This window comes from Xylanibacter caecicola (assembly GCF_013166515.1).
Classification (GTDB): domain Bacteria; phylum Bacteroidota; class Bacteroidia; order Bacteroidales; family Bacteroidaceae; genus Prevotella; species Prevotella caecicola.
In genome coordinates this window covers 135563-155518 of record NZ_JABKKJ010000002.1, presented here as the reverse complement: position 1 = coordinate 155518, position 19956 = coordinate 135563, and the positions used below count along the sequence as shown (strand labels likewise).

8 protein-coding genes and 1 pseudogene are annotated in these 19956 nt (G+C 51.6%); 8 read left to right on the top strand and 1 reads right to left on the bottom strand.

Going from position 1 to position 19956, the window contains the following annotated elements; genetic code table 11:
- The first annotated feature begins 220 nt into the window (after positions 1-220).
- On the top strand, positions 221-2023 hold the full coding sequence (locus HPS54_RS02300; RefSeq protein WP_172343858.1) for a DNA polymerase III subunit gamma/tau: 1803 nt from the start codon (positions 221-223) through the stop codon (positions 2021-2023).
- Positions 2024-2215: 192 nt separating this feature from the next.
- Here HPS54_RS02300 and asnA read toward each other — a convergent pair whose 3' ends face one another.
- Positions 2216-3253, bottom strand: coding sequence for an aspartate--ammonia ligase (gene asnA, locus HPS54_RS02295; protein ID WP_172343857.1), 1038 nt, complete (start codon positions 3251-3253; stop codon positions 2216-2218).
- 647 nt (positions 3254-3900) lie between these two features.
- Between asnA and HPS54_RS13010 the strand changes: the two are divergent.
- The 7 genes and pseudogenes from HPS54_RS13010 to HPS54_RS02265 form a co-directional block, all read left to right on the top strand.
- Positions 3901-4761 (top strand): annotated as a pseudogene (locus HPS54_RS13010) (glycoside hydrolase family 43 protein); the annotation flags it as partial.
- A gap of 21 nt (positions 4762-4782) precedes the next feature.
- On the top strand, positions 4783-8001 hold the full coding sequence (locus HPS54_RS02290; protein WP_338142807.1) for an MGH1-like glycoside hydrolase domain-containing protein: 3219 nt from the start codon (positions 4783-4785) through the stop codon (positions 7999-8001).
- A gap of 65 nt (positions 8002-8066) precedes the next feature.
- Positions 8067-9362, top strand: coding sequence for an alpha/beta hydrolase family protein (locus tag HPS54_RS02285; protein ID WP_172343856.1), 1296 nt, complete (start codon positions 8067-8069; stop codon positions 9360-9362).
- An 8-nt stretch (positions 9363-9370) separates the two neighbouring features.
- Entirely contained in the window at positions 9371-11812 is a 2442-nt protein-coding gene (locus HPS54_RS02280; RefSeq protein ID WP_420907308.1) for a glycoside hydrolase family 95 protein, read from the top strand.
- A gap of 12 nt (positions 11813-11824) precedes the next feature.
- Positions 11825-13258, top strand: a complete 1434-nt coding sequence (locus HPS54_RS02275) for a glycoside hydrolase family 140 protein (RefSeq protein WP_172343854.1) — start codon at positions 11825-11827, stop codon at positions 13256-13258.
- Positions 13255-17085, top strand: a complete 3831-nt coding sequence (locus HPS54_RS02270) for a family 78 glycoside hydrolase catalytic domain (RefSeq protein WP_172343853.1) — start codon at positions 13255-13257, stop codon at positions 17083-17085. The genes HPS54_RS02275 and HPS54_RS02270 overlap by 4 nt, the downstream gene beginning before the upstream one ends.
- Before the next feature lie 88 nt (positions 17086-17173).
- Positions 17174-19756: a glycoside hydrolase family 2 protein gene (locus tag HPS54_RS02265; protein ID WP_172343852.1), complete on the top strand. Its 2583-nt coding sequence runs from the start codon at positions 17174-17176 to the stop codon at positions 19754-19756.
- Positions 19757-19956 lie beyond the last annotated feature (200 nt).

Sequence of the window (19956 nt, the reverse complement as noted above, 5' to 3'; positions counted from 1 at the left end):
CGACTGCCTTGCAGTTAACGGAGTGAAAGAAGGCATAGATCTTTCGATTGTTTAGAAGTCGTGGCAACACTGCACCGAACCCGGTTCAAGACTTGCATCAAACCTCGTAAACCTCTTAAACGCCCTTAACTCCTTAACTTCAGAAAGTCAAGTATTTTAATTGCAAAGGTAATAAAATTCCGGTAAAAGTATTATCTTTGCGAAAAACTTTTAATTTATTATGAAAGAATATATCGTATCGGCACGTAAGTACCGCCCTATGTCTTTCGACTCGGTTGTGGGACAGGCGGCACTGACCACCACACTCAGGAACGCGGTGAAGAGCGGCAAGCTGGCACACGCCTATCTCTTCTGCGGTCCGCGTGGAGTGGGAAAGACTACATGCGCACGCATCTTTGCAAAGGCAATAAACTGCCTTTCTCCCACCGGCGAAGGCGAGGCATGCAACACGTGCGAAAGCTGCATGGCATTCAACGAGCAACGCTCGTACAACATATTCGAGCTTGACGCCGCCAGCAACAATTCCGTAGAGAACATAAAGGCACTGATGGAGCAGACGCGCATACCGCCGCAGGTGGGCAAATACAAGGTGTTCATCATCGACGAGGTGCACATGTTGTCCACTGCAGCATTCAACGCTTTTCTCAAAACACTTGAGGAACCGCCCGCACACGTGATATTCATACTCGCCACAACGGAAAAACACAAGATACTGCCTACCATCATATCGCGTTGCCAGATATACGACTTCGAACGCATGTCAGCGGCAAGCATCGTGTCGCACCTTAAAATGGTGGCAGAGAAAGAGGGCATATCCTGCGAGGAAGAAGCTCTCGGCGTGATTGCCGAAAAGGCAGACGGAGGCATGCGCGACGCACTTTCGATATTCGACCAGGCGGCAAGTTTCTGCCGGGGAAACATAACATACGACAAGGTCATAGAAGACCTCAACGTGCTCGATGCCGAAAACTACTTCAAGGTTACCGACCTCTGTCTTAAAAACGACGTGAGCGGAGTCATGATTTTGCTGAACAGCGTCATAGCAAAGGGCTTCGACGGGGGACACTTCATCAGCGGACTTGCGGCACATCTACGCAACGTGCTCATGGCAAAAGACGAAAGTACCCTGCACCTGCTTGAAGTGAGCGACCGTCAGCGCGACAGGTACAAAGAACAGGCGACGACTTGTCCGGCAAAGTTCTTGTATCGTGCATTAAAGGTGATGAACGAGTGTGACATCAACTACCGCCAGAGCAGCAACAAGCGTCTGTTAGTGGAACTTACCCTGATACAGGTGGCACAGATAACGCAGCCCGACGACGAGGGTGACAGTGCGGGGCGCAGCCCCAAGAGAAGAATAAAATCCCTGTTCAGAAAACTCATTGCGGATGCCCGTCAGACAGCAGCTATACAGGTGGCGGCGACGGAACAGACTGCAACGACCAAAAAGCCCGAGGCGGTATCTGCGTCTTCAGGCACGAAAAGACATGACACCCATGCGGAAACCACGGCAGCGACATCGTCCGCAGGCACCGGTTCCTCGCCCAAGGCTCCTGCCATAAAACTTGGAAGCATAGGAAAGACATTCTCGAACTTAAAGAAAAAGCCCGAAAGGCAAAGCGACACTACAGAAACGGAAATAGCCGACACGGGCGAACGCCAGGAGTTTGACAACGACATGTTGCAGATGCAATGGTATGCCATGTGCAAGCGCATGCCCCAGCAAATGGCAGGACTTGCCGCAAGAATGAAAAACATACAACCGGCAATATCTTCACTTCCCGACATCGATATAGTGGTAGACAACAAAATACTGCTTGAGGAAATATTAAGGATAAAGGGAAGGATACGCAACACGCTTGCCATAGCACTGCACAACACCGGTATAACCCTTAATATAAGACAGGCGAAACCGGAAGAGATAAAGAAGATATTGTCTCCGCGCGAGTTGTTGGAGGAGATGTCTGCCGGCAATAAGGCTATCGAAAGGCTGAGGAAGGAACTGGAGTTAGAAATCGTTTAAAATTACGAATGTGGAGTTAGGATTTACGAATTATTCTCACTGCGCTGCGATGTGGAATTATAAATTAAGAATTATTCCTATATCGGGCATCGTTATACCTGTTATAACTCCACATTCGTAAATTCACAACTCTTCATCGCAACGCAGTGAGAATAATTCGTAAATCCTAACTCCACATTCGTAATTTGTAACTCATATAATCATCATCCCCGCCTCTTCACATTCCTTTTTCATCTCGTCGGGCCATATACTTGCCTGTATCTCTCCAAGGTGCGCTTTATGAAGAAGCACCATGCAAAGACGGCTCTGCCCTATTCCGCCGCCTATGCTCAAAGGAAGCTCGCCGTCAAGAAGTTTCTTGTGGAAATAAAGAGATGCACGTTCGGTCTGTCCCTTCAACTCAAGCTGACACATCAACGCCTCACCGTCCACACGTATACCCATGGAAGAAAGCTCCACCGCCTTGCCCAAAACGGGATACCATATAAGTATGTCGCCGTTAAGACCGTGATGTCCGGGAGTACTCTCCGTTGTCCAATCGTCGTAGTCTGGCGCACGCCCGTCATGAGGCTCACCGCCACCTATCGAACCGCCTATGCCTATGACAAACACCGCACCATACTTCTTGCATATCAGGTTCTCACGTTCTTTTGCATCCTTGTCGGGATACATGGCGAGCAAATCCTCACTATATATAAAGCGAATGTCTTCGGGCAAGAACGGTTTGATCTGCGGATAGCGCTCACAGACAAGAAATTCTGTGCGCAATATGGCAGCATATATGCGCCGCACCGTACTCTTAAGAAAGTCTATGTTGCGCTGTTCGGCAGTGATCACCGCCTCCCAGTCCCACTGGTCCACATAAAGCGAGTGCAGGTTGTCAAGTTCCTCATCGGCACGTATGGCATTCATGTCGGTATATATTCCGTACCCCGGCTCTACCTCATACTCAGCCAGCGTAAGCCTTTTCCACTTAGCAAGAGAGTGCACCACTTCAGCCTCTGCCTCACCAAGGTCTTTTATAGGGAATGTCACGGGACGTTCCACCCCGTTCAAATCGTCGTTTATACCAAGCCCTTTCAAAACGAACAGCGGTGCCGTTACTCTCCGCAAGCGCAACTCAGTGGAAAGATTCTGCTGAAAAAACTCCTTTATCAGCTTTATACCCTGCTCTGTCTGTCTCATTCCGAGCAGTGAGACGTAATCCTCCGGAACAATCAGTTTACTCATACCTTATTATTCTTTATATTCTAAATGAAACCGTATCGGATCCGGCATGCTTATGAAAGCGATGCCAATAACCAACGAACCAATACCTTTTATATTTTCTTCTGCAAAGATAATACAAGCCGAACGCAATCAAGCTTGCTTGGAATTGCTGAGGCGAAACTTATCTTATGCAAAGGTATACTTTTATTATCACATTGACAAGAAACATCTTAATTATTATAGCATAACGACACAATAAAGCAAAATACAACTTCCATTACACATATCAAACACGCCTTTATCATTACAATACGTCATACAAACGTATATTAAAAACAGCCGTTTAAAACCACGTTTGTAAAGTATTGAAAACCAGAATGATACCTTTTACCTTCTAAAAGGTGCCCTTTCAGACTGCAAAAGGTGGCTTTTCGTAACGCTAAAGGGCACCTTTTGCCATCCGAAAGCACTGCTCCCGAAAAACGATACGACAAATAAAATCGTCTTTGTTTTTTGACTTTCACCTCTAAAGAACGTCTAATCACTAAAATAGATGCGCTTTTAATTATAAAATATGATGACAAAACGCTATCTTTGTAGTCAGTTAATAAATATTATTATAATACATAATGAAAAAACATGCTTTGTCACTCATCGTTACCTTTGCGATGACGGTGATGACTTCATCTGCGAAGGACATCTACGTTTCTACATCTTTTCACGAACCTGCCAATGAGGGTCTACGCTTTATCTACAGCCATGACGGAATACATTGGGACAGCATTCAGGGCACATTCCTCAAACCGGAAGTGGGCAACCAAAAGGTCATGCGCGACCCGTCGATAGTAAAAGGTCCCGACGGCACGTTCCATCTCGTGTGGACATCGAGCTGGCGCAAGGACAGAGGCTTCGGATATGCTTCGTCGAAAGATCTTATCCACTGGACGCCGCAACGTTTTATCGAAGTGATGAAAGACACTTCGACCGTTAACGTATGGGCACCTGAACTTTTCTACGATGACGTCAGGAAGCAGTACATGATAATATGGGCGTCGTGCGTGCCGGGCAAATTCCCCGACTATATCGAGGATCACCGCAACAACCACCGCCTGTACTACGTAACAACAAAGGACTTCAAGAAGTTCAGCGAGGCAAAGCTGCTCATAGACCCCGACTTCAGCTGCATCGATGCCACAATGGTGAAGCGCGGCAAGGACGACTATGTGATGGTGCTTAAAGACAACAGCCGCAAGCAGCGCAACATAAAGGTAGCATTCGCCAAGACACCCTACGGTCCGTGGAGCAAGGCATCGGAGCCTTTCACCGAGAGCTTCACCGAGGGACCCAGCACGGCATACGTCAACGGATGGTATTATATCTATTACGACTCATACCGCCACAAGATATACGGCGCGCACCGCACAAAGGACTTCATACACTTCCAGGATCAGACTGGAGCGGTGAAGTTCCCCGTAGGTCACAAGCACGGCACCGTGTTCATGGCAGACGAAAAGCTTGTCGATGCACTGAAAAAGTACAACAGCGAGTCCATGCACTATACAGGCAAGACCGTCGCCACACCGGCACGCCACGACGGCGGACTGTCGCCCGTGGTGGGTGTGCACAGCATACAGACTATGCGCGGCGAGCAGGGATGGCTCTACAACCACCAGCCCATGATGGCATACTGGCAGGGCAAGTTCTGGATGCACTACCTCACCGACCCGCGCAGCGAGCACGAACCGCCGGGAAAGACAATGTTGCAGACATCTGCCGACGGATATACATGGAGCAAGCCCGTGGAACTGTTCCCTCCCTACAACGTGCCCGACGGCTTTACCAAACCGGCATGGCCCGGCGTGGTGGCAAAGAACCTTAAGGCGATAATGCACCAGCGTGTGGGCTTCCACGTGTCTAAGAGCGGAAAGCTGATTGCAATGGGCAACTATGGTGTTGCCGTGACGGCAAAAGACGACCCCAACGACGGTAACGGTATAGGACGCGTGGTACGCGAGATAAAAGCCGACGGAACATTCGGACCGATATATTTCATATACTACAACCACGGTTTCAACGAGAAGAACACCGACTATCCTTACTATAAACGTGCCAAGGACAAGGCTTTCGTAAAGGCATGCGACGAGATACTGGCAGACCCGATGTACCGCATGCAGTGGGCAGAAGAGGCAGACCGCGACGACAAGATACTGCCGCTGAAGACACCCTACAAGGCGTTCTGCGGCTACACGCTGCCCGACGGACGCAAGGTGGGCATGTGGAAACACGCCTTGACAAGCATCAGTGCCGACGGCGGCAACACATGGCGCACACCTGTATTCCGTGCTCCGGGATTTGTAAACTCGAATGCAAAAATATGGGGACAGCGTCTCAGCGACGGCACATACGCCACGGTGTACAACCCGGCGGAATATCGCTGGCCCCTGGCAATATCGCTCAGCAGCGACGGACTGGAATACACCACGCTGAACCTTGTAAACGGTGAGGTAACACCCGAGCGCCATTACGGACTGTACAAGAGCTTCGGTCCGCAATACACACGCGGCATACTCGAAGGCAACGGCACGCCTCCCGACGGCGACCTGTGGGTGACATACAGCAACAACAAGGAGGACATGTGGGTGTCGCGCATACCGGTACCCGTACAACTGGCGGCAACAGAGCACGCACAAGGCGGTTTCGGCATGTACAGGAAACTGTCGGACATGACCGATTGGAACATATATTCTCCGCTGTGGGCACCGGTAGAGCTTGACGGCGAGTGGCTCAGACTGAGCGACAAGGATCCGTATGACTACGCAAAGGTTGAAAAACTGATACCGGCAACAAAAGAGCTGGACGTGGAGTTCGACATAAAGGCTGGACAAAACGACCACGGACAGATGAACATCGAGTTCCTCGACGACAAGGGCAATGTGTGCTCACGCATAGTGATGGACAAGGATGCCATGATGAAAGTAAAAGGCGGAGCACGCTACGGCGGCATGGTGAAGAACTACAAGGCGGGCGAGACATATCACGTAAAGGCTCATCTGTCGGTAAAGGGACACACCGGAACATACTACGTAAATGGGAAAAAGGCGGCGTCACGCATGTTCGACACTCCCGTCGAAGCCATCACGCGCATAGTATTCCGCACAGGTGACCTGTTTGACTATCCGAACATCGAGACTCCGGCAGACCAGACAGAGGACATGCCGCGTGCCGATGAGCAGGACCCGATGGCATCGTTCATGATTGCCAACGTGAAGACATCGTCTTCCGATAACGACGCTGCGGCAGCCGTACTGAAATATGACGACTATGCGCATTATGCGGACTATTTCAACACAATGGAAGACGAGAACATCGTGACGGACATACCCAACAGCGCATCATCTGAATGGATGAGCCGCAACATACCGCTGTTCGACTGTCCTCAGAAAAACATCGAGGAGATGTACTACTACCGCTGGTGGACACTGCGCAAGCACATCAAGCGCACACCCGTAGGTTACGGCATGACGGAATTTCTCGTACAGCGTTCATACGCCGACAGATACAATCTCATTGCGTGTGCAATAGGGCACCACGTAATGGAAAGCCGCTGGCTGAGAGACACCACATACGTAAGCCAGATACTGAACACATGGTATCGCGGAAACGACGGCAAACCCATGCAGAAGATGGAGAAATTCAGCTCATGGAACCCAGCTGCGGTATTCGAAGCTTATAAGGTAATAGGCGACAAGGCTTTCCTGCTGAACCTGCGCACCGACTTGGAAAACGAATATGCACGCTGGAAAGACACCCACTCACTGCCAAACGGACTTTACTGGCAGGAGGATGTACGCGACGGCATGGAGGAAAGTGTGAGCGGAGGACGCAAAAAGAAATATGCGCGACCTACGATAAACAGCTATATGTGGGGCAATGCACGGGCACTGGCTGCAATAAACAGTCTTGCCGGCAACAGTACGAAAGCCGGAGAATACGAAAAAGAGGCTGAAAGCCTGAAAAAACTGATAGAGGAAAAACTGTGGAGCAACGACCGCAAGTTCTTTGAGACATTGAAAGGCGACACATTGGCAAACGCACGCGAGGCAATAGGATACATTCCATGGTACTTCAACATGCCCGATGCAGGAAAATACGACGAAGCATGGAAGCAGGTTACGGACGAAAAAGGCTTCTCCGCACCATACGGACTGACAACGGCAGAGAGAAGGCACCCACTGTTCCGGAGCCACGGCGTGGGTACATGCGAGTGGGACGGCGCAATATGGCCGTTCGCCACCAGCCAGACACTGACCGCCATGGCGAACTACATCAACAACTACCCTGCGCCTGTTGTCAACGACAGCGTGTTCTTCCGCCAGATGGAACTGTATGTCGAGAGTCAGCACCACCGCGGGCGTCCGTACATAGGTGAATATCTTGACGAGACGAACGGGGCATGGCTCATGGGCGACCGCGAGCGCAGCCGCTATTACAACCACTCTACTTTCAACGATCTTATGATTACGGGCATTGCCGGTCTGCGTCCGCAAGCGGACGGCAACATCGTGGTAAACCCGCTCGTGCCCAAAGACAAGTGGAACTACTTCTGTCTTGACAACGTGAACTATCACGGGCATGTTATCACCATTATCTACGACAAGGACGGTCAGCGTTATCACCAGGGTAAGGGACTGATGCTGCTCGTAGACGGCAAGAAGGTTGCACAAAGGGATGATATCGGAAAACTGGAAGTCAAATCCTTAAGGAAATAAAGTCTTTAAGGTCTTTAAAGTCCTTAAAGACCCTAAAGACCTTAAAGACCTTTTAAAAAATACACATGAAAAGATTAATAATACCTGCATTCGTTGCCCTGTGCGGAACGGCATACGGACAGACGTTTGAAAACAAGTTTACCCGTCCGCTGGGCGATGTCCTTAACGACGTGTCAAGGCGGTTTGGCGTAAGACTTAAATATGATGTGGACACAACCGGACTGAAACTTGCATACGCCGACTTCCGCATCCGTCCGTACTCGATAGACGAGACACTGACAAACATTCTGACACCGTTCAACTTCAAACCGGTGAAACAGAACGACAAGTTATATAAGGTGAAGCCTTACGAGTATGCACGTCGCACACCGGAAGACGGAAAAAAGATGATTGCATGGCTCACGTCTCTGTATGCCGACAAGGCGCAGTGGGAAGCGCGCAAGGACAGCGTAAGCCGTGAGGTGCGCGCACGTCTGGGCATAGACCCGTTGCTGGCGGCATGTGCTGACGAGCCGCCCGTGTATACAAAGAAAAGAAAGTTCGACGGATATACCGTGCAGAACTTCTGCATAAAGACAGTCAACGGTCATACGGTGAAAGGCTCTGTATATGCACCGTCGTCAAAAGGCATGCATCCGCTGATAATCTGTCCCAACGGACATTTCTATCAGGGACGCTACGGCAAAGTGCAACAGCAAAGGCTGGCGACACTGGCACGCATGGGAGCAATATGCGTGGACTACGACCTGTGGGGCTGGGGCGAGTCGGAGGATGAGGTCGGTACAAAGGCACACCACACGGCAGAGGCTCATGTCATGCAGGCGCTTAACGGCATAAAGGTGCTCGACTTCATGATACGGCGCAAGGACGTAGACAAGACGAAAGTGGGCGTTAACGGAGGTTCGGGCGGAGGAACGCAGACGGTGCTGCTGTCGGTACTCGACGACAGATACACCGCAGCATGCCCCGTTGTGAGCATGTCGTCGTGGTTCGACGGCGGATGTCCGTGCGAAAGCGGACTGCCCATACAGCTGGCCGGTGGCGGAACATGCAACGCCGAGCTTGCCGCAATGTTCGCCCCGAAACCAATGATGATTGTCAGTGACGGCGGAGATTGGACGTCTACGACACCCGAGACGGAATATCCGTACCTGCAATATATATATAATATGTATGGAGCAAAGGACAAAGTGCGTAACATACACCTGCCGAAAGAGCGGCACGACTTCGGTCCGAACAAGCGCAATGCCGTGTATGAATTTTTCATTGACGTATTCGGACTCGACCGCTCGAAGTGGGATGAAGAAAAAGTGACAATAGAAAAGGAAGACAACCTTAGATTTAAACCTAAAGGACTATGAAGAAACTTATGATATGCGCGGCACTCATAGCATCGGCAATAACGGTGCATGCCGCACCGGGAAACAAAGCAACGGACAATCACGTGCTACGTTACAACCGCCCCGCAGCGATGTGGACGGAAGCTCTGCCCATTGGAAACGGCAGGCTCGGCGCAATGGTCTTCGGTAAGCCTTCGGCAGAACGGTTGCAGCTGAACGAGGAGACGATATGGGCAGGACGTCCCAACAACAACGCCAACCCCGAGGCAAAGGAATATCTGCCCAAGGTAAGACAGCTTGTATGGGAGGGCAGATATAAGGAGGCACAGGACATGGCGACGGCGCATGTCATGGCAAAGACAAACAGCGGAATGCCTTTCCAGGTATTCGGAGACCTGACTATAGACTTCAACGGTCATGGCGACTACACAAACTATTATCGCGAACTGAGCCTTGACTCGGCACGCGCCATAACACGCTACACCGTGGACGGCGTCACTTATCAGCGCGAATACATATCGTCGCTCGCCGACAACGTGATAATGGTCCACCTCACGGCAAGCAAGAAAGGGATGATAACATGCAACGCACAGATGAGTTCGCCGCAGCAGGACGTGACAATAGAGTCGGAAGGCAACGAGATAAAACTGAGCGGCATAGGCGGATGGCATGAAGGACTGAAAGGAAAGATAACCTTCACCGGACGTGCCACTGCCAAGGTAAACGGCGGAAGCATGACAAGCCGCGACGGCATACTGCAGATAAAGGGCGCCGACGAGGCAACGATATTCATAACGATAGCCACAAACTTCAAGCACTACGACGACATAAGCGGCAACGACACGCTGCGCTCGGAACAGATGTTGAACGACGCTCTGAAGAGCGACTTCGGCAAGATAAAGAGCGCGCATCTTGCCAACTACAGGAAATATTACGACCGCGTGAGACTGGACTTCGGCAAAGACGCTTATCCGGAAGTGCCTACGGACGAACGCGTGGCACGTTTCAAGGAAACCAATGACCTGCATCTGGTGGAGACATACTTCCAGTTCGGACGCTATCTGCTCATTTGCTCGTCGCAGCCGGGCACACAGCCGCCGACGCTGCAGGGTATATGGAACGACAAGATGCAGCCCTCGTGGGACAGCAAATACACATGCAACATAAACCTTGAGATGAACTATTGGCCCGCGGAAGTGGCAAACCTGACGGAGCTGAACGGCCCTCTCTTCGACCTCATCGAGGACGTAAGTCAGACGGGAAGGGAGACGGCACGCATCATGTACGGCGCCGACGGTTGGGTGTTGCACCACAACACCGACATCTGGCGCGTGACCGGAGCCATAGACAAGGCGCCGTCGGGACTGTGGCCTACGGGCGGCGCATGGATGTGCCAGCACCTTTGGGAGCATTATCTGTACACGGGGGATGTCGATTTCCTAAGAAAGGTTTATCCGATAATGGAAGGTGCGGCACGCTTCCTCAACCAGATTATGGTGCGCGAGCCAAAGAACAATTGGTGGGTTATATGTCCGAGCCTGTCGCCTGAGAACCAACATCCTTACAAATCAACGACGGCAGCCGGAGTGACAATGGACAACGAACTGGTTCGCGACCTGTTCAGCCACTTCATATCTGCCACGGAAATACTGAAAAAGAATTCCACACTGACAGACAGTCTGAAAGACAAGATTGCCGGACTGCCGCCTATGCAGGCAGGTAAATGGGGACAGTTGCAGGAGTGGATGGACGACTGGGACAATCCGAAAGACATCCACCGCCATGTGTCGCATCTCTACGCAATGTATCCGAGCAACCAGATTTCACCGTTCCGCACACCCGAACTGATGGCTGCAGGACGCAAATCGCTCATTCACCGCGGCGACCCGTCGACGGGATGGAGCATGGGATGGAAGGTTTGTCTGTGGGCGCGGTTGCTCGACGGCAACCATGCGTGGAAGCTCATCGGCGACCAGCTGACACTTGTGCGCAACGAGAAGAAGAAGGGAGGCACGTATGCCAACCTGTTCGATGCACATCCGCCATTCCAGATAGACGGAAACTTCGGATGTGCCGCCGGCATCGCCGAAATGCTGATGCAGAGCCATGACGGATTTGTATATCTGCTCCCTGCCCTGCCCGATGCAGTAAAAGAGGGTTCGGTGAACGGTCTTAAAGCCCGGGGTGGCTTCGAGGTATCGATGGAATGGAAAGATAACGGTCTTACTAAGGCTGTGATAAAATCTGCGAACGGCGGCAACCTCCGCATACGCTCGGCTGTTCCGTTGAAAGGAAAAGGCGTGAAAACAGCAAAAGGAACAAACAGGAACCCTCTTTACAGGCTAGACCCTGCACCTGCACAGCGCATAAACAATCCGGACGCCATAGAGAAACTGCCCGAACTGACACATACATATCTATATGATATCGACACCAAGAAGGGCGGCACATACATACTGACTGCAAAATAAAAAACTACTGATATGAAAAAAAGAACATTGTTAATGGCGGCAGTAACACTGCTGACCGTAGTGACAGCCAATGCGGCAAAGAAAATCTACAAGCCGTGGGAAAACGGACGTCTGGTAGTATCGGAAAACCAACGCTATATAGTACACGAGAACGGAAAGCCGTTTTTCTGGCTCGGCAACACTGCATGGCTTCTGCCTGAAAGACTAAACCGCGATGAAGCGGGATTCTTCTTGAACAAGGAAAGACTTGCCGGATACAACGTGGAACAGATACAGGTGCTTAACGCCATACCGACATTCAACGTATACGGACATCAGGCAAACGATGCCAGCTTCGACTTTTCCAAATTCACGAAACCGGGTGTATACGGATACTGGGAGCACCTCGACTTCATCGTGGACGTGGCTGCCGCCAACGGCATATATATCGCAATGGACTGTATATGGGGCTCTCAGATAAACAACATGGACGTGAAGAAAGCCGCCGCATACGGCAAGTTCCTCGGCGAACGCTACAAGGACAAGCCCAATATAATATGGATGATCGGCGGCGACATCATGGGTGACAAGAAGCCCGAGGTGTGGGACGCACTGGCACGCGCCATACGCAAGGTTGACAACAATCACATCATGACATTTCATCCTCGCGGAAGAACCACATCGGCATGGTGGTACAACGACCGCGAATGGATGGACTTCAACATGTTCCAAAGCGGACACCGCCGCTACGGACAACGCAACGGAGACGGCGACTACACCATAAAGGACAACACCGAGGAGGACAACTGGACATACGTGGACATGAGTTTCGAGAAGAAACCGCTACGTCCGGTCATCGACGGCGAGCCTTCATACGAGGACATACCGCAGGGACTGCACGACTTTTCCGCTCCGCGCTGGATGGACTACGACGTGCGCCGCTATGCCTACTGGGCCGTATTTGCCGGAGCTTTCGGACATACATACGGTCACAACTCCGTGATGCAGTTCATCCGTCCGGGCGTAGGAGCATCGTTCGGTGCGGAGAAACCATGGTGGGAAGCGATGAACGACCCGGGATACAACCAGATGAAATACCTGAAATGGCTTATGCTGGCATTCCCGTTCACAGAAAGAATCGGCGACCAGAGCATCATTGCCGGACAAAACGGCGAACGCTATGACCGCGTAATCGCCACACGCGGCAACGACTATATGCTGGTATACAACTACAGCGGCAAGCCGATGAAGATTGACCTTGCGAAAATAAGCGGTGCGAAAAAGAACGTATGGTGGATGAACCCCACAGACGGCAAGCTGACTTATCTCGGAGAATACGATAGCAAGGTTACCGAGTTCACATACGACGCGGCATATCTTAGAGGCAGCGACCGCGTGCTCATAGCCGTAGATGCAGCCAAGAACTATATAGAAAAAGGTGCAACCGTTATTCCTGAAGCAGAATGATAAGAAATATTTTATTGATTATATGTGCTTTTCTTTGCAGTTCCACTGCCGGAGCTGCAAAGAAAAAGACAGCAAAGAAGAATGTCGCGGCAGTGACCGTAACAGACCTACGCACGGAGCGCATGGAAAACCCGATGAGTGTAGACACCCCCACCCCACGCTTGGGGTGGCGCATAATATCGGACAAGAACGATGTGATGCAGACGTCATATCACATCATCGTTGCCTCGACACCCGAAAAGGCACAAAATCTGGAGGGCGACTTGTGGGACACACAGGTCGACACCGACCGTTCACAGTGGATCGTATACGCCGGCAAGGAATTGCGAAGCAATACAAGATGCTACTGGAGAGTGAGGGTAAACACCACAAAAGGCTCATCCGACTGGAGCGAGACGGCGATGTGGAACATCGGACTGCTGAACGAATCCGACTGGAGCGGAGTGTGGATTGGTTTGGACCATGCCATGCCGTGGGAAAAAGAAGAAATACATAGTCAGCTTGGTGCACGTTACATGCGCTCGGAATTTGAACTTGACAAGGAAGTCAAATGCGCGACATTGTACATCAGCGGACTCGGGATGTACGAGGCTTTCATCAACGGAAAGAAAATAGGCGACGACGTATTGGCACCTGCACCGACGGACTATCGCAAGACAGTGCTTTACAATGCCTTCGACGTAACGAACATGCTTGAAAGCAAGAACGCCATTGCCGTGGCTGTCGGCAACGGGCGTTATTATACCATGCAGCAAAAGAAAAAGCCGTATAAGATAGCCAACTTCGGTTATCCGAAACTGCGGGCAAATCTTATTATAGAGTTCAAGGACGGCAAGAAGAAGACCATATCGACCAACGTAAAATGGAAACTGAATGCCGACGGAGCCATTCGTTCCAACAACGAATATGACGGAGAGATATACGACGCGCGCAAAGAACTGACGGGCTGGAGCGCCGCAGGATATGACGACAAGCAGTGGATGAACGCCGAACGCGTCGCCATTCCTTACGGAACACTGCGCGGAGCGATGAGCCCCAACATGAAAGTGGTGAAAACCGTCAAACCCGTAAGTCTGAAAAAGCGCGGCAATTCCATGATACTTGACATGGGACAGAACATGGCTGGATGGCTTAAGGTGCGCATAAACAGCACAAAAGCCGGAGACTCAATACGCCTTAAGTTCGCGGAGAAGCTCGACAGCGCCGGCGGACTGTACACAGTAAACCTGCGCAATGCCCTCTGCACGGACTATTATGTGACGAACGGCAAGGAACAAGGACGCTGGTGGTCGCCGACATTCGTGTATCACGGTTTCCGCTTTGTAGAGGTTACAGGCATGAACAACGCCCTCAAAGACGATTTCATTGGCGAGGTAATAAGCGACGAAATGGAAGAGACCGGCACATTTGCCTCTTCCGACACTATACTGAACAAGGTATACCGCAATGCCGTATGGGGAATATTGAGCAACTACAAGGGTATGGCTGTTGACTGTCCGCAGCGCGACGAACGCCAGCCGTGGCTCGGCGACCACGCCCGCGGCTGCTTCGGCGAGGCGTATATCTTCAACAACAACGCCTTCTACGACAAATGGGCGCGCGACATAACAGAGGCACAGCGCGAGGACGGATGTATCCCGGACGTGGCTCCGGCATATTGGAACTACTATTCGGACAACATGACATGGCCCGCCGCACTTCCTTTCCTTATGGAAATGATGTACAAGCAGTATAGAGACGCAGCCCCGATACGCAAGTATTACGCAAACGTGAAGCGGTGGCTGGAGCATATGAAATATCAGTATGGCAAAGACGGACTTATGCCACGCGACAAATACGGCGATTGGTGCATGCCTCCCGAGGAACTTACGCTCATACACAGCAAGGACCCCAACCGCGTAACCGACGGCACACTGTTGGGAACAGCCTACTATTATAAGATAAACAAACTTATGGAAGGCTTCGCACGCATACTCTCAAAGAACGACGACGCGGAGGCTTTCGGCAAGGAGGCGGGCATCACAAAAGACGCTTTCAACAAGAAGTTCCTTACCGTGAACCGCAACACAAGTGCCGTTCCCGGGCACATGCTCTATCCCGACAGTACCTTCTACGGCAACAACGCCATTACGGCAAACATGCTGCCCGTGGCTTTCGGCATAATAGACGACGACTATGTACGCGGCGAAGTGCAGAAGAACATAATCAAAAACATCATCACCGACTACAAGGGACACATATCGTGCGGCGTTATCGGCGTGCAGTGGCTCATGCACACACTCACCGACATGGGACGCACGGATGTGGCATGGCTGCTGGCAACCAACAAGTCGTATCCGTCGTGGGGCTACATGGCAGAGAATGGAGCCACCACTATATGGGAACTGTGGAACGGCGACAAAGCTAATCCATGGATGAACAGCGGCAATCACGTGATGCTGCTCGGTGACCTAATATCATGGCTTTACGAAGACGTGGCAGGCATACAGAGCGATGAGGCACAGCCCGGTTTCAAGCATATCATAATGCGCCCGGACTTCTCGGTAGACGAAATGGACGACATCGATGCCTCATACAAGTCTTTATACGGAAAGATAGTAAGCAAGTGGAAAAAGATCAACGGCATGCTCGACTGGCACGTGGAAATACCTGCCAATACAACGGCAACACTCTACATGCCCGACGGCTCGACCAAGAATATTAGCTCGGGAGTATATGATTTCAACATGAAGATGCCTGTAAAGGACAAGGCTGTCGTGGCAGATGAGTTCCTTTACACAAAGACATCATTCCCCGAATGTCACTCCGCCACCATAGCCGAGACGACAAAAGGCGACCTCGTTGCCACATACTTCGGCGGCACAAAGGAACGCAACCCCGACGTGTGTATATGGATAAGCCGCAAGCCCAAGGGCAGCGACAAGTGGCTCGCACCGCAACTGGTTGCCGACGGCGTGTTCAAAACGGGCAGCGAAGAGGCACGTCTTGCCGGGTTGTCCGGAATAGACAGTACGACAACAGCCGCAGACAAAGGTCCGATACTCGACCCGAAAATACGCAAGAACCCTACAGGCTATCAGCGCAAGGCATGTTGGAACCCAGTAGTGTATCAGATGCCGGACGGCGAACTGCATATTTACTTCAAGATAGGCTCGAACGTGGCGGACTGGACCGGATGGATGATACGTTCAAAGGACGGCGGAAAAACGTGGAGCAGGCGCGAACCGTTGAAAGAAGACTATCTCGGACCGGTCAAGAACAAGCCTATAATGAGCAACGGACGCCTCATTGCACCGACAAGCATCGAGAAAGGCGGCTGGCGACTGTACTTTGAATATTCTGACGATATGGGCAAAACATGGAAACGCACCGATTATGTGGAGGCAGACAAAGGCGTGCTTGCCATACAACCTGCAATAATGACACTTAAGGACGGTCGTTTGGCGGCCGTGGCACGCACACGTAGCGAGCACATCGGCATAACATACAGTTCGGACAACAGCGAAACATGGTCCAAGTTGCAGCTCATAGACACGCCCAACAACAATAGCGGTCTTGATGCCGTAACACTGAAAGACGGCACACATGTGCTTATATGCAACGACCGCCCGATACCGAAAGGAATAAAGAACGGCAAGGGACTGCGCACGCCCGTATCGGTAATGAAATCGGATGACGGCAAGAACTGGAAACACTGGATAACGCTTGAGGACTGTCCGATAAGCCAGTATTCATATCCGTCTATAATACAGACATCCGACGGGCATATACATTGTATATATACATGGCGCAGACAGAGAATAAAGCATGTCGAGCTGGTGCCTTGAATATAACTATAGACTCTATAGATTCTATAGTTGCAATAAAGCCTATAGTACCTATAGAACCTACAGCAAACCATAATACCAAGCAACAATGAGAAAGATACTATCAACAATAATAACCCTTCTCTTCACTACCGTCTCTGCCATAGCAGCAGACACTTCTGTTGCAGGACTCTATCCTGTTGCCAACAGCGGTCGCATTATCTACAACTTCAACCAAGGCTGGCGTTTCATGCTCGGTGACAAGACCGGAGCCGAGACCCTCGATTTTGACGACAAGAACTGGAACGTAGTGTCCGTTCCGCACACACTGCGGCTTGAGCCGGCAGAAGCAAGCGGAGGTCGCAACTATCAGGGCATCGCATGGTACCGCAAGCACTTCACCGTGCCGGCAGACATGAAAGGCAAGAACATCACACTGCATTTCGAGGCGATAATGGGCAAGCAGGAGATATATGTCAACGGCAAATTGGCATGCAGCCATCTCGGCGGCTATCAGCCGATAACCGTCGATCTGTCAAAAGAAGGCATAAAGCCCGGCGACAAGTGTGTCATAGCGGTGAAGACAGACAACAGCGATGACAAGACGTTCCCTCCAGGAAAGAAACAGTCGGCGCTCGACTTCTGCTATCACGGCGGAATATACCGCGATGTGTGGCTTATAGGCAAGTCGCCCGTTGCCATAACCGACGCCATAGAGGCGAACAAGGTTGCCGGCGGCGGCGTATTCCTCCACTACGACAACATCACCGACAAGAGCGCACAGGTGTTTGTAAACGTCGAAGTGGGCAACACATCGGCTAAGACAGCCCGTCCCACCGTCATCGCAACGATAAAGGACAAAGACGGAAAAACAGTCGGAACCATGAAGAAAAGCCTGAGCATAGCTGCCGGGAAAGACGCCACGGCAATGCTCGGCACCACTATAAAGCGTCCGCACCTGTGGTCGCCCGAAAGCCCTTATCTGTATAATGTGGAGATAAGCGTTGTCAACAACGGAAAAAACACCGACGGAGGCATGGTGCGCATGGGCATACGCAAGGCGGAGTTCCGCGGCAAGGACGGCTTCTGGCTTAACGGCAAACCCTACCACCAGCTCATCGGCGGCAACCGCCATCAGGACTTCGCATACGTGGGCAACGCACTGCCCAACTCACAGCAGTGGCGCGACGCCAAGCGCCTGCGCGATGCCGGCATGATAATAATCCGTGCGGCACACTATCCGCAGGACCCGTCGTTCATGGATGCCTGCGATGAGCTGGGACTGTTTGTAATCGTGCCCACTCCGGGGTGGCAATACTGGAACAAAGACCCTAAGTTCGGAGAGCTTGTACACAAGAACACGCGTGAGATTATACGCCGCGACCGCAACCATCCGAGCGTGCTCCTTTGGGAACCGATACTCAACGAGACACGCTATCCGAAAGACTTCGCCCTGAAGGCACTGCAGATTACACGCGAAGAGTTTCCTTATCCCGGTCGCCCGGGTGCTGCCGCCGACATGCACTCCGAAGGTGTGAAGGACAACTACGACGTGCTGTATGGCTGGGTGGACGACATAGGCAAGGAGGGGACGCCAGATGACAAGTGCATATTCACACGCGAGTTCGGCGAGATGGTTGACGACTGGTATGCGCACAACAACATAAACCGTGCCTCACGCTCATGGGGCGAGCGCCCGCAGCTCATGCAGGCACTTAGCCTTTGCGACACTTACGGCGAGATGCACCATGCACAGCGCCAGTTCATCGGCGGCTGCCAGTGGCACCCGTTCGACCACCAGCGCGGATATCATCCCGATCCGTACTGGGGCGGCATATACGATGCCTTCCGCCAAAAGAAGTATGCCTTCGAGATGTTCCGCTCGCAGCAGCGCGATATAGAGCCGATGGTGTTCATTGCCAATGAGATGACACAGTGGTCGTCCGATGACGTTACGGTGTTCAGCAACTGCGACAGCGTGCGCCTTACAATGTTCGAAGGTGACAAGGTGCTTACCCTGCCCGTTGTCCACGACGATAACGACAAACCATGTGCCCCGGTTGTGTTTAAGGACTTCTGGAACTTCTGGAAGGCACGCGAATACAGCTACAAGCAGCGCAACTGGCAGCGCGTGTCGCTCGTTGCCGAGGGTATAAAGGACGGCAAGGTGGTGGTTACAGAGAAGAAGATGCCGTCGCGCCGCTCAACGAAGATACGCCTTTATGCCGACAAAATGGGCAAGGAACTTGTTGCCGACGGCAGCGACTTCATAGTTGTTGTAGCCGAGATAACCGACGACAACGGCAACGTGAAGCGTCTTGCAAAGGAAAACATCCTGTTCACAGTAGAGGGAGAAGGACGCATCATAGGCGACGCATCAATCTTTGCCAACCCGCGACAGGTTGAATGGGGAAGCGCACCTGTGCTGATACAGTCGACCGGCAAGCCGGGCAAGATAACGGTTACGGCTCGCGCGGCATTCGGAGGTGTCCACGCTCCTGCCACGGACACCATAACGTTCGAAAGCATACCTGCCGCTATGCCGGCATGCTATACGGACAAGCCCACAGCAAACACACATGTTGCTGCACAGCAACGGCACGACAACAGTCAGCCGGCAGCATCAGCCGAGGAGATAAGGCGCACGCTTGAGGAGGTGAACAAGCAGCAGATGGACTTCGGGGTGCAGTAACCGGAATAAACATACAACATTAAAGCCACTGGTGCGGTAAGCGAAATGTCGCTTACCGCACCAGTGGCTTTAACGTTAGTTCGACATAATACAATCCGAAGTGTCATCCTGTGTGTAGGGACTTTTTCTTGTAAATGTCCGTGCTTTATCCTATTTAAAGCAATTTTTATGTGTTGTTTTTACGGACATTTACAAGAAAA